19 protein-coding genes are annotated in these 19,090 nt (G+C 37.0%); all 19 read right to left on the reverse strand.

Annotated features, from left to right (window positions below; genetic code table 11):
* Window positions 1-154: transferase (locus KO464_06850; GenBank protein ID MCC7573091.1), on the reverse strand; the 154-nt coding region annotated here is incomplete at its 3' end.
* 160 nt (window positions 155-314) lie between these two features.
* Entirely contained in the window at window positions 315-1,520 is a 1,206-nt protein-coding gene (locus tag KO464_06855; GenBank protein MCC7573092.1) for a glycosyltransferase family 4 protein, read from the reverse strand.
* A gap of 62 nt (window positions 1,521-1,582) precedes the next feature.
* The gene (locus KO464_06860; protein ID MCC7573093.1) at window positions 1,583-2,242 is read right to left on the reverse strand and encodes a PIG-L family deacetylase; all 660 of its coding nucleotides are present in this window, start codon (window positions 2,240-2,242) and stop codon (window positions 1,583-1,585) included.
* 38 nt (window positions 2,243-2,280) lie between these two features.
* Window positions 2,281-3,225: a GNAT family N-acetyltransferase gene (locus KO464_06865; protein MCC7573094.1), complete on the reverse strand. Its 945-nt coding sequence runs from the start codon at window positions 3,223-3,225 to the stop codon at window positions 2,281-2,283.
* 32 nt (window positions 3,226-3,257) lie between these two features.
* Window positions 3,258-3,884, reverse strand: a complete 627-nt coding sequence (locus KO464_06870) for a sugar transferase (protein ID MCC7573095.1) — start codon at window positions 3,882-3,884, stop codon at window positions 3,258-3,260.
* A gap of 55 nt (window positions 3,885-3,939) precedes the next feature.
* Entirely contained in the window at window positions 3,940-4,830 is an 891-nt protein-coding gene (locus KO464_06875; GenBank protein ID MCC7573096.1) for an SDR family oxidoreductase, read from the reverse strand.
* Window positions 4,831-5,241: 411 nt separating this feature from the next.
* A complete protein-coding gene (locus KO464_06880; protein MCC7573097.1) occupies window positions 5,242-6,276 on the reverse strand; it encodes a nucleotidyltransferase family protein in 1,035 nt (344 codons plus the stop codon).
* Between the two features lie 46 nt (window positions 6,277-6,322).
* Window positions 6,323-7,018 (reverse strand): acylneuraminate cytidylyltransferase family protein, encoded by a 696-nt coding sequence (locus KO464_06885; protein MCC7573098.1) that lies wholly within the window; start codon window positions 7,016-7,018, stop codon window positions 6,323-6,325.
* Window positions 7,015-8,070 (reverse strand): N-acetylneuraminate synthase family protein, encoded by a 1,056-nt coding sequence (locus KO464_06890; protein ID MCC7573099.1) that lies wholly within the window; start codon window positions 8,068-8,070, stop codon window positions 7,015-7,017. The genes KO464_06885 and KO464_06890 overlap by 4 nt, the downstream gene beginning before the upstream one ends.
* Window positions 8,067-8,933: a glycosyltransferase gene (locus tag KO464_06895; GenBank protein MCC7573100.1), complete on the reverse strand. Its 867-nt coding sequence runs from the start codon at window positions 8,931-8,933 to the stop codon at window positions 8,067-8,069. The genes KO464_06890 and KO464_06895 overlap by 4 nt, the downstream gene beginning before the upstream one ends.
* 52 nt (window positions 8,934-8,985) lie before the next feature.
* Complete coding sequence (locus KO464_06900; GenBank protein ID MCC7573101.1) at window positions 8,986-9,630, reverse strand: acetyltransferase; 645 nt, start codon at window positions 9,628-9,630, stop codon at window positions 8,986-8,988.
* A 44-nt stretch (window positions 9,631-9,674) separates the two neighbouring features.
* Window positions 9,675-10,838: a LegC family aminotransferase gene (locus tag KO464_06905; GenBank protein MCC7573102.1), complete on the reverse strand. Its 1,164-nt coding sequence runs from the start codon at window positions 10,836-10,838 to the stop codon at window positions 9,675-9,677.
* A gap of 16 nt (window positions 10,839-10,854) precedes the next feature.
* Window positions 10,855-11,832 carry an NAD-dependent 4,6-dehydratase LegB gene (locus KO464_06910; GenBank protein MCC7573103.1) on the reverse strand — a complete coding sequence of 326 codons (978 nt, stop codon included), beginning with the start codon at window positions 11,830-11,832 and terminating at the stop codon, window positions 10,855-10,857.
* A 190-nt stretch (window positions 11,833-12,022) separates the two neighbouring features.
* Window positions 12,023-12,325 (reverse strand): hypothetical protein, encoded by a 303-nt coding sequence (locus tag KO464_06915; GenBank protein MCC7573104.1) that lies wholly within the window; start codon window positions 12,323-12,325, stop codon window positions 12,023-12,025.
* Window positions 12,326-12,519: 194 nt separating this feature from the next.
* Entirely contained in the window at window positions 12,520-13,713 is a 1,194-nt protein-coding gene (locus tag KO464_06920; GenBank protein ID MCC7573105.1) for a hypothetical protein, read from the reverse strand.
* Between the two features lie 100 nt (window positions 13,714-13,813).
* A complete protein-coding gene (gene murJ, locus KO464_06925) occupies window positions 13,814-15,337 on the reverse strand; it encodes a murein biosynthesis integral membrane protein MurJ (GenBank protein MCC7573106.1) in 1,524 nt (507 codons plus the stop codon).
* Window positions 15,330-16,652, reverse strand: a complete 1,323-nt coding sequence (locus tag KO464_06930; protein MCC7573107.1) for a hypothetical protein — start codon at window positions 16,650-16,652, stop codon at window positions 15,330-15,332. The genes murJ and KO464_06930 overlap by 8 nt, the downstream gene beginning before the upstream one ends.
* 397 nt (window positions 16,653-17,049) lie before the next feature.
* On the reverse strand, window positions 17,050-18,177 hold the full coding sequence (wecB, locus tag KO464_06935; protein ID MCC7573108.1) for a UDP-N-acetylglucosamine 2-epimerase (non-hydrolyzing): 1,128 nt from the start codon (window positions 18,175-18,177) through the stop codon (window positions 17,050-17,052).
* A 60-nt stretch (window positions 18,178-18,237) separates the two neighbouring features.
* Window positions 18,238-18,984 (reverse strand): NAD-dependent epimerase/dehydratase family protein, encoded by a 747-nt coding sequence (locus KO464_06940; protein MCC7573109.1) that lies wholly within the window; start codon window positions 18,982-18,984, stop codon window positions 18,238-18,240.
* Window positions 18,985-19,090: the final 106 nt, after the last annotated feature.

Genomic DNA, 19,090 nt, shown 5'->3' on the forward strand with positions numbered 1-19,090 from the left:
CTATTATAGGATAGCCTTCTACTGTCCGCCCCCTTTTACCATCATCCAAAAAGCCAAGCAGCTCCCATTCCCGCTTCTGTTTATTTATATCATTAACCAGCCAGGCAACTTCCCTGCCAAATCCCCCTGCGCCAATAATAATTAAAGGTTTAATATTACCCTGCTTCATAGTCTATCAATCCTTTAAATCAGTAAATTTAAGCCCTACTGGCTGCCGCCTCATTTATGGACTCTGTAAGATTCATAAATTGATTACATTATGCACCGTCTTTCACCTATTCTATTAAACCCACATTCAAACTCCTATTCGCCAATCATTTTCCAAAATGATCTTCTAATATTTTTACCGATCTGGAAACATCAAATTTCTCTTCCAGGTATCTTCTACCGTTTTTCCCCATTTGGATGCACAATTCTTTATTTTCGCATAAGTTTTTTACCTGTTCGGTAAAGCCAATCTTTTCTCCTGAATAAGCCCACAAACCGCACTGAGCTTCGTTCAATAGTTCCTTTATATCAGAAGCTTTATCAGTCACCGCCAATATAGGTAAAGCCATATCCATATATGCCAAGGTTCTGGATGGATAGTTTGGCACGGTAAATCTCTTATCGAGTGAAACCAGGCCCACATCACATTCTAAAATCAAGTTGTCGTAGTCGTCTTTTGGTAAACGCTGCAGGAGCAATACATTTTCTAATTTAAGTCGTTTAATCTTTGCTTCGATATTTTTTCGTTCGGTTCCATCTCCCACGATTAAAAAAAATGCCTCATAATAGTTTTGAAGGTCTGCTATACAATCAATTAAAAACTCTAGCCCCTGAGGAATACCCAAATTACCTCCAAAAACAAATATGGTTTTATCAATAGGTAGTCTTAGTTTTTTTCGCGCAACATAGTTTATAGGCTTTGGCTTTTGTGGAAGTACCTTAATGGTGTTAGGAAACAGTTCTATTTTTTCCTTTTTTAGATATTTATTATGCTTTAATAGATAATCAATATTCGCCTGTGACATACAACCTATATGGTCAGAAAGTTTATATAGGTTCTCTTCTTTTCTCCGCAACACCTTATATATAATACCTCTTTTATTAATTAACCCTAGATCTACTGCACCTTGTGGCAGGATATCTTTGAGCATGAGATAGGATTGACATTTATACACTTTCTTGCAGAATTTTGCAACATTTGCAAAAGTCACAGGTGGCGTTGAATACAAAACAACATCAAAGTTTTTTGATAATAAATGTTTCTTAATAGCAGATATTAGCAAAGGCTCAATTTTAAGAGTAGTAATACCCTTTTTAATAAAACTCACTCCAAACTGGTCTCCTACTCTTACCCTTAAAACTTCAATACCATTTTCAAGTGCAAGGCCGGTCTTATCAATACTTCTGGCCTCATCTGCAACTACTACAGTTATGTTATGACCCTGTTGTTTTAATTCTCTTACCAGCATTGTATATAGATTGTCGTTTTGATCTCCCTGAGGATATAAAATTGAAAGGTATAGAATATTCATGTAATCATATTTCCATTCAATATTATTAGACGAACTGGAATCCAGAGATTATCCATATTGAATTAATAAACAATATCTCTTATTAACACAAAACTCTCCGCTGCCTTAACGTTTATCGTACTACCTCTTAATTCAGCCAAAGCTTTCATTGCCTGTATTGATCGTTGCTCAGGAAATTCTTTTAGCTGCGAACTGTATATACTCATTGCCTGAAGCTTTTGTTCCAATTCTTCCGATATATTCACAAAGACATTGGGTGCAAATGCTGGAGCAAGATAAGGCGCATTCCAAAATGTTTCGGATAACGTTTCATAAGCTAACACTTTCCTAGGCACGCTACTTCCAACCGGTCTTGATGCAACCAGTGCGGATAAAAACACCAGTTGGTGGTCATTATGAATATCCCCTACAAATGGAACAAACAATAATTGCGGCTTAATCTTATCCATAACTCCACATATTGCACAATTTAGGTCTGAATGGGCAACTTGGTCGAGCATTGCGGCTGGAAAAGCCTCTAGAAACACCGTATCTTTTACACCTAGATACTGATGTGCTTCTCGTGCTTGAGTTCTTCCTTTCTCGACTAATTCATGTTCAAACATCGGTGGATAACCCTTCGTTACAATTACCACGGTTACTTCCCATTCATGCTTTACTAACTTTGAAATTGTCCCACCAACGCCAAGAATCTCGTCATCAGGATGTGGAGCAATAATCATTGCACTTCGCACTTATACCCCGTCTTTCTGTAATTTATTTAGTAAACGTCTGAATCACCCATGGTTAGATACCAACTATCCTTTTCATAAAAGATATTCATATCACTGATTTGGCCTTTAAATAACCCACCAAAATGGGTCACCTCGTTTGTTTTTTCAAACCCCATTTCCAGCAGCATTTTCAATTTTTCAGAACCAAGGGATGACCAAATAGTAAATATAAATACGTTTCTATTAAAATAGTATCTGATAACTTCCAACAGCAGTTGTTCTGCATAACTATTGGTTCTGGCAATCATATCAACAAACTGACATTCAACTCCATTTTCCGTAGCATACATACTAGTTACGCAATATGCTACCAATTCTTGGTTATGATAGCAGTTAAAAATATAATATTTATTAATAGGATGATATAAATATCGCCACTTTAAGTACTGCAAATTGCGTTCAACCATAATTTTGTTGTCATAAAACCTGCTAATTAGTGTATTATGTTCTAATGTAAAAGTATCGCATATGGAAACCACGCAACTGCCTTTTGGTTTGCTATGCGGTATTATACACCGAAGTTTTATAATATCATTAATAGCTGTCCAATTCAGCTTGCTTGTAAAGCCTTTAAAAGAACTATTATTTGGAAATCCAAACACACACTTGTAGCCCTCTTCCCATAATTTTTCATATAGTTTAGAAGCTAAATAAGTGAAAATATTTCTTCTTTGCCAATTTGGATGAACCATTGTGGTCAGTGACAAAGCAGCAGGTAATGTTTCACTTTTGAATGCAATATTTACCGGAGACACCGCATAATGCCCGACTAAAATGTCATTTTCCCAAGCTAGCAATATTAGCTGATCTGCTCTCTCCAGCTGCTGAAATCTCCATCGCCAATAATTTTGCGACATAGGACGTTTAAATGAACTTTGAAATAATGATAATATATGTCTTTTATCTCCATGCTTGTAGAAAGATACTTCCATTTATTTCTACTCCTGCATATTAATATTCTATTTTAGTCATCTTTAATATCAGAGCTTGCTGCTGCCTCAACTCTAACTTGATCAAAGTAAGCAGGTCTACCCAGCATCATTACTAACGGTGTTTTTAATATTATTAAAATATCCAAGCCAATACTAAAATTCTCAACATACCATAAGTCCATGGCTATTCGTTCATCCCAGCTAGAATTGTGCCCTTCATTTATAGCAGTCCATCCAGTTACTCCCGGTTTCATCGATAGACGCCTAAACTGATTATTATCATATTGCTCAACTTGGCTCAATAGAGTGGGTCTTGGTCCCACTACACTCATTTCCCCCTTTAAAATGTTGAAAAATTGTGGTAGTTCATCAAGCCCTGTTGACCGAAGCCATGCTCCAATTTTCAGAATTCTATCTATATCAGATACATCCATGCTATCTGTTGCCAGTCTCATAGTTCTAAACTTATAGATGTTAAAAGCCTTGCCATTTAACCCGGCTCGTTCTTGAACAAAAAGTACCGGTAGTCCATCTTCAATAATAATCAATATAGGCACGATTACAAAAAGCGGAGAGAATACCGGTAAGGCAACTATAGAAACAACTATATCAATAAATCGCTTAATTAATAATTTTATCATTTTATCAACTACTTTCATTTCTTGCGAATGGTCAAACGGTTTACAAAGGTAAATGAAGTCTCTTTTTTACTAATTATCTATAATACTTCTGCATAGTCACATAATTTCGATACATCATATCCACCAGTTCCTCCCAGGCAGGTGGCTTGTACCCTGTAGCCTCCCTAAATCGGGAAGAATCCAGCGACCGGTCATTGAATATATCATCAAATGGCTTAATCTCTATTTCCTTGGAATAGCGCTTGGCAACCAGCTTTAACAGATCATACTTGGAAATAGGCTCAGCAGATACATGATATAGTCCGCTCAACTGGGGATTAGGAAGAACATAATCCTTAATCACCCGGGCAAACTCCGCCGTAGGAATTCCTGAATAAATAGCCCGAGTAAATCCGTTTATCGTGCCTTCCTGAGCCAGAAACCATTCAATCAATCCCAGCTTGCCTTTCAGCTCATGCCCAATTATTGAAGTTCGCAAGGTAACACAATGCGGATACTCTACCTCCCCCAGAAATTTGGATCTTCCATACAGGTCGGTAGCATCAGAAGGGTCATTCTCGGTGTAATTGCCTTTACTGCCATTAAAAACACAGTCTGTACTAACCTGAATCATCCGCGCACCGGCAGTACGGCAAACCAAAGATACCCGATGAGGAAGCAAAGAATTAGAGGTAATAGCTGACAGTGGGTCATTGGCAAGGGGCAATTGTTTAATCAAACCTATACAATTAATAACGATATCCGGTTGAATGGATGCCATAGCCCGAATAACCGTATCAAAATTATCTGCATCAACATTAACTCTAATCTTTTGCCTTAACTCAGGTGGAAACCACTGCTCCAAATTATTATCGCTGCGTGCTGTGGCATAGACATCAAAATCGGTACATTTGGATAGTTCATAAAAGAGGCCATGACCTATCATGCCGGTTCCACCAAGAATGAGAAGCTTCTTCCTCTTCATTTAATCTTCTCCCCTTTTTTAAAATCCTTCTAAACATGCATTCACAACTAATAAATATTTCACTATGAGAACCTATTGTGTAGCCTACTCCTCCGGTTATTAGTCTGGGCATTTAGATTTACCTCAAATTCCAGCTATGATTATGAATTTTTTAAGAAGCAGCACCCTCATTAATACCATAATACATCTTCTCGTAAATACTTCACATAATCGCCATAAAGACAGTTCTTTATTCTTTAAGCAATCATCAGCGGTATCAGCTTATTCTGCTCGAATGAAGTGATAATTATCCTTAATCATCTATTGATTTTATCAATTGAAAAGCTTCTGCATACCTCCTTAATCTCATGTTATAAGTGAGGTTCTTTTTAAAATATGCTCCTCGAAAACCAAGGTCTGGAATAATCATACCTACTCCATTTTCTGGTTAGCTTTAATATAATCTTCCATATGGCCAATATCCATCCAGTATTCCCTGATCGGGAAGGCATATAGATCATAGTCTTTTTCTTTTAGCAAAGCGAACAACTCGGGCATATCATATTTTTTATCGTCTGGTATGTATTGCAGAGCCTGTGCGTCTAATACATATATGCCGGCATTAATGAAGAAGCTTTCTTTGGGTTTCTCTTGTATATTTACAATCCTGTTCATATTTATATTGACTGTTCCGAAGGGGATTTCCATCGTATATTCACGGACACACATTGTCGCAAAAGCATTATTTTCATGATGAAAATCGAGTAAACTTTTATAATTGATATCAGTCATAATATCGCCATTCATGACAAACAATGGTTTATCCACCTGATTTTTAATCAGGGAAAGAGCTCCAGCCGTTCCCATTTTAAACGTCTCCTGTATATAAGAAATGTTAATGCCCCATTTTTCTCCGTTACCGAAATACTTTTTAATCATATCAGCTTTATAATTTACCGAAAAATAAAAATTGATAAAACCGTACGATTTGAATTTTTCTATAATTCTCTCCAAAATCGGTTTTTTACCAACCTTCAACAAAGGTTTGGGGCACTCATCTGTTAAAGGATACAGTCTGGTTCCCAATCCACCCGCCATTAAAATTACCGGATTATCGATAATCTTAAATTCTTTTTCATCCAACAAGATGATATCCATCAGTTTATGATTTGAATCCAGAACAGGCAAATGCTTTCTCTTCAGTTTTCTTAAAAGCATTTCTCCCAACTCTCTTGGTTCATCAATCAGAATTGAGATATAGTTTCTGTTCATTACATCATAAACTGGGGTTTCTAAATTTACCCCCCTCAATAATGCTTTCCTGACATCCCCATCTGTAAGCACCCCGAGAAGAATCTCTTGTTCGTCAGTTATAAAGATGACACCATATCCGCCCTCATCCATATATTTCAATGCTTTAATCAAACTTGTATTTTCTTTCATGATTAATTTGGAATAATAATTCATTCCTCGGCCCCCTGAAAAATTATTAAATAAATATCAACTAAATCAGTCAATTTTGCTGATTGTTTTTATAAAGAAACTCGCCAAACGAAAAATCGATTGGATTATCGATGTCTATCGACCTTTCCGGGGGCATGATATATGGATATGTTTTGTTGGAATAATAACTACGGGTATTCTTTAAAAATAGGTATTTAAAAATGAAAATTGCCCCATTAGGTATAAAGGCTTGAAGGTAATCCTGGCGGTTTTTAACGTCCCCTTTTATTAGATTATCATATGCACGAAGCCTGCCTGATTCATCAATATATCTAAACCACGCCGGAGGATGAAGGGCTTCACTGACAGATATTATTGAATCCGCGTCATTTTGCTTAAAGATTTTATATGCTTCATCAATATCCTCTTGCGTACGCAAGGGTGATGTAGGTTGAAGAACCATAAAACTTTCAATCTCGATTCCCTCGGTTTCCATTAATCTTTCACACGTATAAATATATGTATCTAAAGCCAATGCAGTATCTGAAGCCAGATGATTTGGCCGCATAAACGGGATTTCTGCCCCTTCCCGTCTCACAATCTCTGCGATCTGATCTGAATCAGTGGAAACGATGATCCTAGAAACGCTTTCAGCCAGTTTGGCAGCCCGAATTGTATAGACAATCAAGGGAACGCCGCAAAATAATTTGATATTTTTATTGGGAACACCTTTGGAGCCACCCCGTGCAGGAATGATTGCAATCATACCAAATCCTCCATCTGAATAACTTTGTCATACTCAATATCGTGCTTGGTCGTTCTTCCCAAAACAAAGTTCAAATATTGAGGTTCTATTCCGGTTCCCGGTCTTTTTAATGTAAGGTCTTCCCTTTTGATAATTGCTCCAGCCGGTATAAAACGGGCAGCCACAAAGCTGCGTCTGAACGCCGGTTTTTTCATCTGTTCCTCTTTAGAAACTTCTCTTCTATAAGTCCCTAAAGCATGGTTGACCCGTTGCGAACCGTTTACAATGATCTTCATTTCTTCCATGGTAGCGGAAACTTTATGATCCCAGCCATCCATATTTTTATCAAGTGTATAATGCTTTTCAATGACGCATGCACCTTTGGCCACAGCCGCTAGAGGAATTTCAAATCCGATGGTGTGGTCGGAAAAACCCACCGGATACTCCGGATAATTTAATCGAAGCATATCCATGTTATTCAGATTCACTTCACGATCATCGGGAGGATAAACGGAAACACAATGCAGGAGAATAATTTGTCCGTTCCCGGCACTTTCGATTACGCGAATTGCCTGGTCAATTTCTGACAGTGTACTTAACCCGGTTGATAACATCACGGGCAAATTTTTTCTGGCAATATAATCCAAAAAGGGATAGTTATTTAGATCCATGGAGGCTACTTTTATAAACGACACCTTTAAATGTTCAACCAGAAAATCCACTTCTTTTTCAGAAAAGGGTGTACTGGCAAAATCTACTCCCACTTTCAGGCAATAATTTCTCATTCCCATTAATTCAGCCTCTGAGAAACTATATTCTTCAATAATGCTCTCCAGGGTATAATCCTCACGGTTGCGGTAGTCATCCGTCAGGAAATAGTTTTCCTCATAAACCTGTTTGGCAAAGATGCTGTCTTTCGTCCATGATTGAAATTTTACGCAATGACAACCACATTCTACAGCTTGATCAATCATTTGACGAGCCAATTCCATTTGACCGTTGTGATTTGCCCCTAATTCAGCAATTATGTAAGGTGATTCAAAATTCGCAATTATTCTCTGTCCAATTTTCATAAATCCAACTCCTCCGCTAATTTGATTGCTTCCCACCATAACGGATATGAAGGAGCAAAAGTCCGCACTGCCCGACAATACTTTTCCCTAAATCCTACATTGTCTAAATCTGTCAATAAGCGCTGATATTGTTTTGCATAATCATAATAGTCCTCCTTATACCTGGCAAGGATCTGATAATGATAGCATTTAATTCTCACACCCCGAATAATCTGTTCTTCCGAGTAATTCTGGGGTGCGGCAATATTGTTGGTATGCTGACGATAATAGGTTTTAGTTCTCTTGGTAAATACACATGTATTTAGATGCAACAGTGCCAATGAATAGAGCATCCAGTCTAATGCAACGATATCATCCGGAATCATATCAATATAAGGTATAATATGAGCTAGTCTGGCTCCAGTATTCGACATCCCCATAATATTACCATACCATAAATGATCTGCAGATATTTCCTGTCCTTCATAAAATCGGGAGGATGCCATCGGTATCATTCCGAATAGGTTGGCCCCAAATAAGACAAGTTCATTGCATACCAGATCATAAGTATTCAATAATTCCTTGCAAATCTTAATTCTCTGCCAATCAAAATAATCATCAGAATCAGCAAAAACCACATAATCATAGTCTTCTGCTGCCAGCCACCTTATCGCTTGTTTTCGAATACCCACAAAAGAGCCTTCAAAATACAAAACCCTGCTACGAATGCTGAAATGGCTCAAACAATCCTGCAATTGGTAAAATCCATCATCTACAAGGACAAGATCAAAATCATTATCTGTCTGACTCTGCAAGGAAATTAAAAAATCATGGATATAAGGTTCAACTCCTTGGTACACAACAGTTAACACAGCTGTTTTCATAAACCACCTCATCAGTTTCCATCGTCGACCCGTTTTAATAGTAATACTTTGGTCAGATAGAGGTTCTTTCCTTGGCCGGCACTCCCATTACGATGGCATCACTCCGAACAGACTCTACAACTACTGCCCCTGCTCCTATTTGAACGTTTTGACCAATGACTAATTTATCATACAAAGATTTACCCGGCAGAATCGAAGCATTCGTCCCAATAAAAGTATTGGCCCCGATAGACACATTGCCGGAAACATTTACTCCAGGAGACAGGTTCACATAATTACCTATGATGCAATCATGGCCAATTGTTGAATTCAGATTAAATATATTAAAATTACCAATTTCTATATTACACGTAAATCTAACACCTGCTGCGACAATATTGCCAACGCTTTTATTGATTCGCATCCATTGCTTGACTCCAAATGTCGCAGAAGGATGAATAACATTGACATAATCCAAGTCCGGATACTTTTGTGCAATTTGTCTCCGGATATGATTGGCTCCTATGCCAATTATAAAGCTATAATTTTCAGATCTTAATTGTTCCAGGTTTTTCTCGGCAAGCACTTTATAATCGTGATAAACGTCAGACTGGGTATTGCCATTAATTAAAATAATATTATCATAACCCATGGCCTCGCAGATATCCGCTACTTCCCGAGCAAATCCTGATGCACCCAATATCCCAATACTCTTCATCTTACCCTCATCACTTCCAAATAAATTATCTTTCAACCCATTTATTAAATATTCTTGAGAGCATTTACCACTTTATCTATTTGCTCCACAGAAAGATTAGTGCTGCAAGGAATATTTACGATCCTATTATAGTATCCGGGAGCGGTTTCGATCTTGTAAGTTTGATTATGCAAGTACGGCCTTTGCTCATGAACAAGTTTCCAAATGGGACGAGTTTGTATACTCTCATTGGCCAGGCTTTGCATGATGTTTTCCTTTGAATATCGGTTAATATCCTCAATATATAAAGAATAAAACCAATAGTTCGGTCTTATTTCCTTACAAAAATTTAATAGTCGGAAACCTTTCATTTCATTTTCTATGGCCTTTTTATATATGTTATAGTTTTTTTTCTTTATTAACAAGAAATCTTCAAGTTGTTGCAACTGAGCAACACCTACGGCAGCTTGAAGATTCGTCATGCGGTAATTATAGCCGACTTCGTTATGAATAAATTGAATGGCATCATCCTTGGCCTGGGTAGAAAGATACTTGGCTTTATGTATTGTATGTTCATCCGTTGAAATCATCATTCCCCCACCACCGGTAGTAATGATTTTATTGCCGTTAAACGAATACACACCTATATCACCAATTGTCCCTGCATATTTGCCTTTATATCTGCCATCTGTATAGTAACTTCCCAGTGCCTCGGTCGCATCCTCAATCACTTTAAGATTATATTTTCCTGCAATATCCATAAGTGTGGACATATCGGCCATATTGCCAAAAATGTGCGCCACTATAACAGCCTTTATAGGTCTGCCGGTGGATTTGTTGATCAGCTTATTGTCAATAAAATCGCACTCATGCTGGCAAAATGCTTTCAGTTTCAATATATCCATGCATAAAGTGTCATCACAATCCATAAAAATGGGGTGTGCATGCTGATATTTTACTGGATTTACCGCAGCAATGAATGTCAAGGTAGGAACGATGACTTCATCATCTGCTTCGATTCCCGACAGAACTAAAGCCAGATGTAATCCTGCTGTACCGCTTTGACAGGCAACCGCCGTTTTAACATTCAGATAGTCAGCAAATTCTTTTTCAAATCTGTCAATATAGGCTCCACCGGTGGAAACCCATTCTTTTTCAACTGCATCTATAATATATTTCAGTTCATTTCCTTTAAGATTCGGAACTGAAAGTGGTATGAATTCACCCAAGAAAACACCTCCTCAATTATATGTTATAGATGTTGGCTTTGTATCGAGTGAGATTCTGTTTAAAAAATGCAATGGTTTCAGCCAAGCCTTCTTTTAGGCTATATCGAGGTTCCCAATTGGTAAGCCTCTTAATTTTTTCATTGGAACCCAGAAGCCGATTAACCTCGCTTTTTTTCGGTCGTAAACGTTGTTCATCACAAATTATTCTGGCATCAGGGTTAATTTGATTTATTAACTCCTGTGCTAGTTGCCCAATTGAGATCTCGTGCTGTGTCGCTATATTAATCTCATGTCCTATAGTTTTATCAGAATTAGCTATATCAACAAAACCCTGGACGGTATCTTTTACGTAATTAAAATCTCTGGTTGGAGTAAGTAAACCCAACTTTATTTCTTCCATGCCTGATAATAGTTGGGTTATAATTGTTGGAATTACTGCTCGCGCTGATTGGCGGGGGCCATACGTGTTAAATGGTCTTACTATAGTAATAGGCATTTCAAAGCTGCGATAAAAACTCTCTGCTAATCTATCAGCACCTATTTTTGTTGCAGAATATGGAGATTGTCCTTGAAATGGATGATTCTCATCAATAGGCACATACTGTGCAGTACCATATACTTCTGATGTTGAGGTAACCAAAACCCTTTTAGTTCCCAAATCCTTGGCTGCCTGCAGAATATTTAGCATACCCTTAATGTTGGTATCAACATAGGAATCTGGTGAATGATAACTAAATGGAATTGCGATTAAAGCTGCAAGGTGAAAAACCTCATCCACATTTTTCATTGTTTCACGGACGCCATTAGGGTCGCGAATATCCCCCGTAAAAACTTCGATTTCATCCAATAAATGTTTAGGTAATGTATCAAGCCATCCCCAACTATTAAATGAATTATAAAAAACAAAAGCTTTTACCTGCTTGCCTTGATGTACCATTTCTTCTGCAAGGTGACTTCCTATGAAGCCATCCGCTCCAGTGACTAATGTTTTCATTTTGTCCTCCTGTTTATGTTATAAGCAGATTATTCAACAATTAAGTTCTTCTCCTCGGTAGCATCGATCATAAACATTGCAAACAATTTGGCCAAAAAATAAGTTGTACTTTTCCCTGTATTTTTTAAAAGTCATCTTATAAATTTGCTTTGTTTTGTGGCTATTGGGAGCTAAATATTAACACAGGTTGCTAGCTAATCCTAAATGGATTATAAGTACTATTGTTTTTATGGGAAGCAAACCAAGGGGTATTAATAATTTGATCAAACCTTTTTTTGTTGCGATATTTAACTACAGTAGCTGGATTCCCAGCTACTACTGCAAATGGTGGGACATATTTCGTTACCACAGCCCCAGCAGCAACAACAGATCCTTTCCCCAAGGTTACTCCCGGTAAAATAATAGTGTTTAATGCTATCCAACAATAATCTTCAATTACCACATTTTTTAATTCGTTTCGGTCGTCATATGGTTTAGTATTCTCCTTACCCATTCAGCAATGAGCCAAATTGGTATCTCATGCTAAATACATCACTTTTGCATGTTGGCCCGTCAGATTAACCTCGTTCTTGGTAACTATAGTACATATAAGCTATTCTATTGTTCTTCATTATAAAATCTTAAATTTGTTACACTTGTGTTTTCATTTCTACTCGTATTAATGCTATAAACGACCATCTTTTATTATCAAGTACAAATTTTGGCATTCATACTATCCGTGTTAAGTCTCCATGCACATCCAATAAATATCCACAAAGTAGTGTAATTAAACAAAACAGCTCCCGTCAAAGATGAAATCAAAATTCCCCAAAAGATTAAAACAAAGAACCAACTTTCTTTCGGCAAGGTTTTTTTATTTACTTTATTTAATAACATAATCCCCGTTTTGATAAAGAAGAGATAAACTATCAGTGGCAAAAGCACACCGCCAATTAGTAAATAGCTAAGCGGAGTAAAATGTGAATAATGTCGATAAAAGCCTTCAAATACCATTACCTTACTTCCGAAGCCTGAGCCAAAAATAAAGTTTCCGAAATACTGTGAAATATATGAAAATACTGCAATAATTTCGCTAGTTCTTCCCGCAGACGCACTTTCTAGATCGCCTTCTACAAACAATTGTGTGAATGTATATATTATTCTATTTAGAATATCCGCATCAAGTAATACTGGAATAATAACAATGCTCAACAGTGCTATTGTTAATATAATTTTAAATTTTTTTATAATATTTCCTTTTAATAAGATTATATAAATCAAAAAATATACTATTACTACAAGAATCCCTATTCTTTTTCCTGCTACAATAGTACCCAATAAGCCCAGGGCAGAAAATAGCACTTTTGCTTCGGTTACCAGAAAATATGGCATGGCCATTGTATAATTCCACATTCCCACAGCATTATAAACTGCATTTCCCGAAACATAACCTAATCTAAATATAAACGTTGCAACTATTCCTGTAAATAAGGTCATATAAAATATTCTTTTCATTTTTAATTGGATCTTTGGTTCCAATAAATAAACTTCAATAAAATACCAGCCAAACGACATTGCAAAAATCGGCATTATAACAGTATAAATATGCACAATAAACTCTTTTCCGAAATTACCTTGTATTAATCCCAAAATCATCCCTATTGGCATCAAAATAGCAAAAGCAACAGATACAATGTTAAATTTCACATTCTTATTTAAAATAATGTGGAATGCCAAGACCCAAGCAAAAGTAATTAAATAAATATAACGCATATAATAATTGGGATTATCGATTAGTCCCATACCAAGTCCTAATGCCGCTAACAAAGGGCTCAACAGCATGTCAATTAAAAATAACAACAAGAATCCATCGAAAAAAAATGTTCGCTTACAGATAATCATTATCGCAATTCTCTTCCCCCCGTGTTTATTTTTATCACTAGGAACTGAATATTATTTCTATTACTATCACCCTACTAAACTTCATAACCCCCTCAACATATCAAGTTTTATATCCATTTTTGCAAGAGAAGAAGTGTAAACTCCCTGTGTATACACAAATCGCAAAGATTATTTTAAATGTTAAATCCATAACCCCTCCCAATGGTGGAATAATAATGATATTTCTAACAGAAAATAACACAAGTCCCATTGTCAAGGCAGAAATTGTTACTATTAAAATTTTCACAAGCAATTCCTTATTGAATATCTCTTCATTTTTGTAGTTTATGATGGCTAGAAGTATGACTGCCATAACAATCTGCATCGCAGATGTAGACAAAGACAATCCAAGTAGTTCCAATGGTTTGTATAGCCAAAAACTTAACATAATCATTGTTAAAACGCCTGCAAATGCAGCCATCATTGGCGTTTTGGTATCTTTCATAGAGTAAAAAAACCTACTGGATAGTTCATAAAAAGCGTATGCTATTATTCCTATAGAATAGCCACATAATGCCTGAGCTGTCATAGCTGTATTATCGGCAGTAAATAACCCTCTCTCAAATAGCGCTGCGCTAATTGGTGCTGCTAGAAGAATGAGCCCAACCAACGCAGGTAGTAGAAGAATGCTAGCCAGTAAAATACCTTGTCTAAAAATTGCAATTGCCATTTCCATTGATTTTTTACTTAGGGCTTCTGCCAAACGCGGATAAATAACTGTAGCGATACTAAGAGAAACAGTCATATTTATCATCATCACTATGCTATTCGCGTAGTTTAAAGCCGAAATACTGCCCACGGTCAGTTGGGAGGCTAAACCTCTGTTTACCATAATTCCAATCTGCTGAGCAAGATAATTAAATACAGCTAGTAAAGCTAATGAAAAAAATGAAATTAAATTTGGATCTTTTAAGTTCCAGTATAATCTCAACCTAAATCCATTTCTTACTAGGGCCGGAACCATCCATAACATCTGAATCACGTAAGTAATTACGGTCATCATCATTAAAGTAGATACATTGGCGAAATTCCTAACAACAATAAAATACCCAACCAATACTACAGTTCCTATTGAGGCTGCTATCATCGGAGAATAAAAGCAATTCTTGTAATTCAAATATTGCGTAAATAAAGCTGCTGCAACTATCGCATTTATCTTAATAAAGCCAATTTGAAATAAGTTTGCGGATAATCTAACAGTGGCTTCATCAAAGCCCGGTGCCAGAACCTTTATTACAGGCACAGCGAATACATAAACTATTCCTGCAGACACAAATGCGATTATCATTAAAGTCCAAAAAACATTTGAAAAGAACTGTTCTTGTTCTTCTTCACCTTTTTCAGAAGCTATACTTGCTAAAACAGGAATAAGTGAAGATCCTATAGCTATACCAGCAATACCAGTAATTATACTGGCTGCCAGAATAGCTATATTGTAGGCGTCGGTAGATTGATTCATCCCAATGTAAGCAGCCATCAGTATTTCACGAAATAAGCCAAGTATTTTAACAGCTAATGTAATTAAAAAAAGTACTGATGCAGTTTTTGCAAAGCTTAAACCTGCTATATCGATTTTCTTAAACAACTATTTTCTCCTGCATAAATGCGTTCATGTAGTCTTTAAAATTTCTGCTCATAGATTCAATGTCACTTTTATCTATTGTTTTGTCATTGTAGAAGTCTGCCTTAAATAAACCCTGTAAAATATCATGAATAAACTGCTCCTGTGAATAAGTTTGCAGTTTTAGTCTTATAGCCTCATCATTAATTTGAGATATTTTAAATATGTTAGGATGCAAATCAGAATAATAATTTTTAGTAACTGTCAATACTCTCTTGCCCCTAAGTAATGCCTCCACCCCCACAGACCCTGTAAATACGAGTACATTCTGAACTATATTTAATAATCTGTTACTGGATTCATATGGATGTATCAAAGTTACATTATTGTAGTCTTTTAATCTTTCATAAAAATCAATGCGCCTACGCAAGTACATGGCAGGATGTTCTTTTATTAGCAACTGAATGTGTGCTGGCGTTTGCGTTGCTAATTCCAGAATTGTTTCCTCTTGTAAAGCAAATCTTGGATTATCAGCCCAATAATCTACTGTCGCCTCCGGTGAAAAATGTAACGGTATATATACCGCATTTTCATCAATATGTGATGGCAAATTTTCAAGTGTGCGGAAATACTTCTTATCATCTTTGAAAATGACCGAAGAAAACGACCAATTTCTTGGAAGTGTTGTATTGTAATGATAATTGTGTGGATCACGTTCAATATTTCTTTTCAAAGGAAAATATAAATTCTTTTTAAGCAGTTCCCGAAAATAGAAATAATACATCTCTTTGGTGCTTTTAGGTCTATTCAATTTAAAATCTGGTTTGAAACTCTCTTGCATTATTTGCTTCAATGATAAACTTACTTCTTCATTTGTTACAACACGAGGCATTTTACGTAATTCACCTCGTGCAGAAATACGGCAATAACCACTAAAAAAATGTCTTACAAAAGATATATAAGGTATCTTCCTTTCAACTGCAATTCTTTCAAGCACATCCTGGGTATAATTATCAATTAACCCTCCCATAACAATATCAATATCATGACTTGAAAAATATTTATATAAACCATACGCTAAGTTATTAACTAATCCATCTGCCATATCACTCTGAAAAAGTCTCAGAAAACGGCAGCGCATTCGTATATCACGCATAATCTCATCCGAAAAATACTGTTCTTTGTAAGCAAGTTGATAAATATAATCACCAAACCATATGTCGCCGTTATGTTTAAAATCAGATACAGTTACTATATTAGCATGGGGGTAAGCTGTTTTTACTAACTTTAAATAAAAATCAGTTGTTGCTGGTCTAACGTAAACTAATATGTTCATCATTCTATAATTCCCCCCACACCACTTTATCAATTATCTTCGTATAACTCTGAATGATCTTAACTACCTTAACTGATACATTTGTATCTATAATAGCCAGGTGCTAGAACCGTTGGTTCGTGGTACTCCTGCATTGCTCTGGCAAGTTTAATCGCCTGTTCGACATCTGTTCTGGTTATTCCGCCAATTACAACTTTTCCCTTATCAAGAACCTCCGGTCTCTCAGTTGGGATATCAGTGGGATTCCGGCGAAACCCAAGCTAGCACTTTTCTCCTAGAGAGCTCCGCTGTCAGACAGAATACAGAATGTATTCTTTTTTGGAGTTTGTTATAATCCAAAAGGCTGCATGCTCTGTACCAATGGATGAATCTTAAAATCCCGCTTTTGACAACACCTTGATTAATAGTTCCCCCAAACAACTCTATTCACATAATCCGAATAAGACAGGATTATTCTCAGAACCTTATCAGCTACATTGGGCATATTATAATCTACCACAAGCCGTAAAGTATCTTTTTCTTGCTTCTCTAAAACCTCCAGCCCTTGCATTATTCTCTCCTTATTTAACCCCACCATCATCACCGCTGCCTCTTCCATAGCTTCTGGCCGTTCGTGGGCTTGCCTTATATTAAGTGCTCTGAAGCCCAGGATTGATGATTCTTCGCTTATAGTGCCGCTGTCACTGAGTACGGCTTTGGCTTTGGTTTGCAGCTTAACATAGTCATTAAACCCTAAAGGTTTCATGGTTTTTATCAGAGGATTGAATACTATCTGTTTTGCCTCTATCATGTTTTTTGTTCTGGGATGGGTACTCATTATAATAGGAAACTTGTATTTATCCGCTATCGCATTTAAGCTATCCACCAGGTCGAGGAAGTTTGTCTCTGAATTAATATTTTCCTCTCTGTGGGCTGACACTACGAAGTATTTGCCTTCTTGCAGTTCCAAGCGTTCCAGGACATTTGAGTTCTCAATATCTTCTTTCCTGGAGTTGAGCACTTCAATCATCGGACTGCCGGTTTTAATGATTCTAGCTGCTGGCAGGCCTTCTCTTAGCAAATATTCCCTGGCAATATCACTATAGGTTAGGTTTATGTCGGCTATATGATCGACTATTTTTCTATTGCTTTCTTCCGGCACCCTTTGATCAAAACATCTGTTGCCGGCTTCCATATGGAATATGGGAATATGTCTTCTCTTCGCTGCTATGGCGCATAAGCAGCTGTTGGTGTCTCCCAGTACCAGGAAAGCATCTGGTTTTACTTCCTCCATTATAGGGTCAATTTTAATAAGGATATTTCCTATGGTTTCTACTGCTGTTCCAATGGCAGCATTAAGAAAATAGTCAGGTTTTCTTAAGTTAAAATCTTTGAAAAAGATTTCATTTAATTCGTAATCATAATTTTGTCCTGTATGTACCAGGGTGTGTTCTATGGCTTCTGATGATTCTAATTTATTAATAACAGCTGACAGCCTGATGATTTCTGGTCTGGTTCCTACGACTGTCATTACTTTTAATTGTTTCATGGTATTAAACCTCCAAAAACAGGTATCCAGTGTGTTAGACGTAATAACTAAAGGCTGTGTTCAAGTATCCTTTTCCGGCAAGTATGAAATATATGTGCTGTATAGTGCTCGATCAAATTCAGTTTCCAATAGTGGTTTCAGATTGCTTTCTAAACAGCTTTTGAAATCATACAGCTTGTCTGCCAGTTCACCCAGTCTCGCTTTGTGGGTTTGGGCAACATAGCAGAATTGACCATCTCTGGTTTCATTGCCTTCCAGTGCATTGATGAACTCGTTAACCACATCATCGATATAGCAAAGTGTCATTTCTGCATTAGGATCGTTAATAATAATATCAAGGCCTCGGGCAATATTATGGCAGAAGGTAGCCACTACACTGTTATAATTGGGCCGGCACCATTTGCCGAAAAGATTAAGCAGACGGTAAATCATGACCTTGGCTCCGGCAGTTTGTGCATGGACAATGAGTACGTCTTCTGCGGCTTTCTTGCTGATACCGTAAGGATTATCTCTTTCTGCCTGAATAGATGAAGAATATACTATCGGGCAGGTATTATTATGTTGCTGTAAGTACTCCAGCAGTTCAGCGGTAAATTCTCTGTTGCCAGTATCAAATTCGCTTTCTTCCCGCGGGCGGTTAACCCCGGCCAGATGAAATACGAAGTCGCAGTCCCTGGTACAGGTATCAAGTAATGCTTTATCTGTATTCAAGTCATACTCATATATATGTATATAGCCAAGCTTTTTCAGTTCGGCAATCAGATTTTTGCCTACGAAACCCTGGGCTCCGGTTACTAATATCTTCATGATAAGGAGGGCTCCTTTCAGCGGCTTAATATGATTCAAGTGAGAGTTTCCCATAATTCGAAAATCCCAACTTGCCATTCTGAGCGTTAGTGAAGCAGCCTTAATC

The sequence above is a fragment of the Methanofastidiosum sp. genome, from assembly GCA_020854815.1.
GTDB lineage: Archaea > Methanobacteriota_B > Thermococci > Methanofastidiosales > Methanofastidiosaceae > Methanofastidiosum.

Coding starts and splice junctions, on each gene's coding strand:
- wecB (MCC7573108.1), bottom strand. CDS start 18,177: ATGAAACAATTAAAAGTAATGACAGTCGTAGGAACCAGACCAGAAATC.
- KO464_06860 (MCC7573093.1), bottom strand. CDS start 2,242: ATGATTATTGCTCCACATCCTGATGACGAGATTCTTGGCGTTGGTGGG.
- KO464_06920 (MCC7573105.1), bottom strand. CDS start 13,713: ATGATTATCTGTAAGCGAACATTTTTTTTCGATGGATTCTTGTTGTTA.
- KO464_06880 (MCC7573097.1), bottom strand. CDS start 6,276: ATGAATTATTATTCCAAATTAATCATGAAAGAAAATACAAGTTTGATT.
- KO464_06885 (MCC7573098.1), bottom strand. CDS start 7,018: ATGATTGCAATCATTCCTGCACGGGGTGGCTCCAAAGGTGTTCCCAAT.
- KO464_06910 (MCC7573103.1), bottom strand. CDS start 11,832: ATGAAAACATTAGTCACTGGAGCGGATGGCTTCATAGGAAGTCACCTT.
- KO464_06890 (MCC7573099.1), bottom strand. CDS start 8,070: ATGAAAATTGGACAGAGAATAATTGCGAATTTTGAATCACCTTACATA.
- KO464_06875 (MCC7573096.1), bottom strand. CDS start 4,830: ATGAAGAGGAAGAAGCTTCTCATTCTTGGTGGAACCGGCATGATAGGT.
- KO464_06940 (MCC7573109.1), bottom strand. CDS start 18,984: ATGAAGATATTAGTAACCGGAGCCCAGGGTTTCGTAGGCAAAAATCTG.
- KO464_06870 (MCC7573095.1), bottom strand. CDS start 3,884: ATGAAAGTAGTTGATAAAATGATAAAATTATTAATTAAGCGATTTATT.
- KO464_06930 (MCC7573107.1), bottom strand. CDS start 16,652: ATGATGAACATATTAGTTTACGTTAGACCAGCAACAACTGATTTTTAT.
- KO464_06915 (MCC7573104.1), bottom strand. CDS start 12,325: ATGGGTAAGGAGAATACTAAACCATATGACGACCGAAACGAATTAAAA.
- KO464_06895 (MCC7573100.1), bottom strand. CDS start 8,933: ATGAAAACAGCTGTGTTAACTGTTGTGTACCAAGGAGTTGAACCTTAT.
- KO464_06900 (MCC7573101.1), bottom strand. CDS start 9,630: ATGAAGAGTATTGGGATATTGGGTGCATCAGGATTTGCTCGGGAAGTA.
- KO464_06865 (MCC7573094.1), bottom strand. CDS start 3,225: ATGGAAGTATCTTTCTACAAGCATGGAGATAAAAGACATATATTATCA.
- KO464_06855 (MCC7573092.1), bottom strand. CDS start 1,520: ATGAATATTCTATACCTTTCAATTTTATATCCTCAGGGAGATCAAAAC.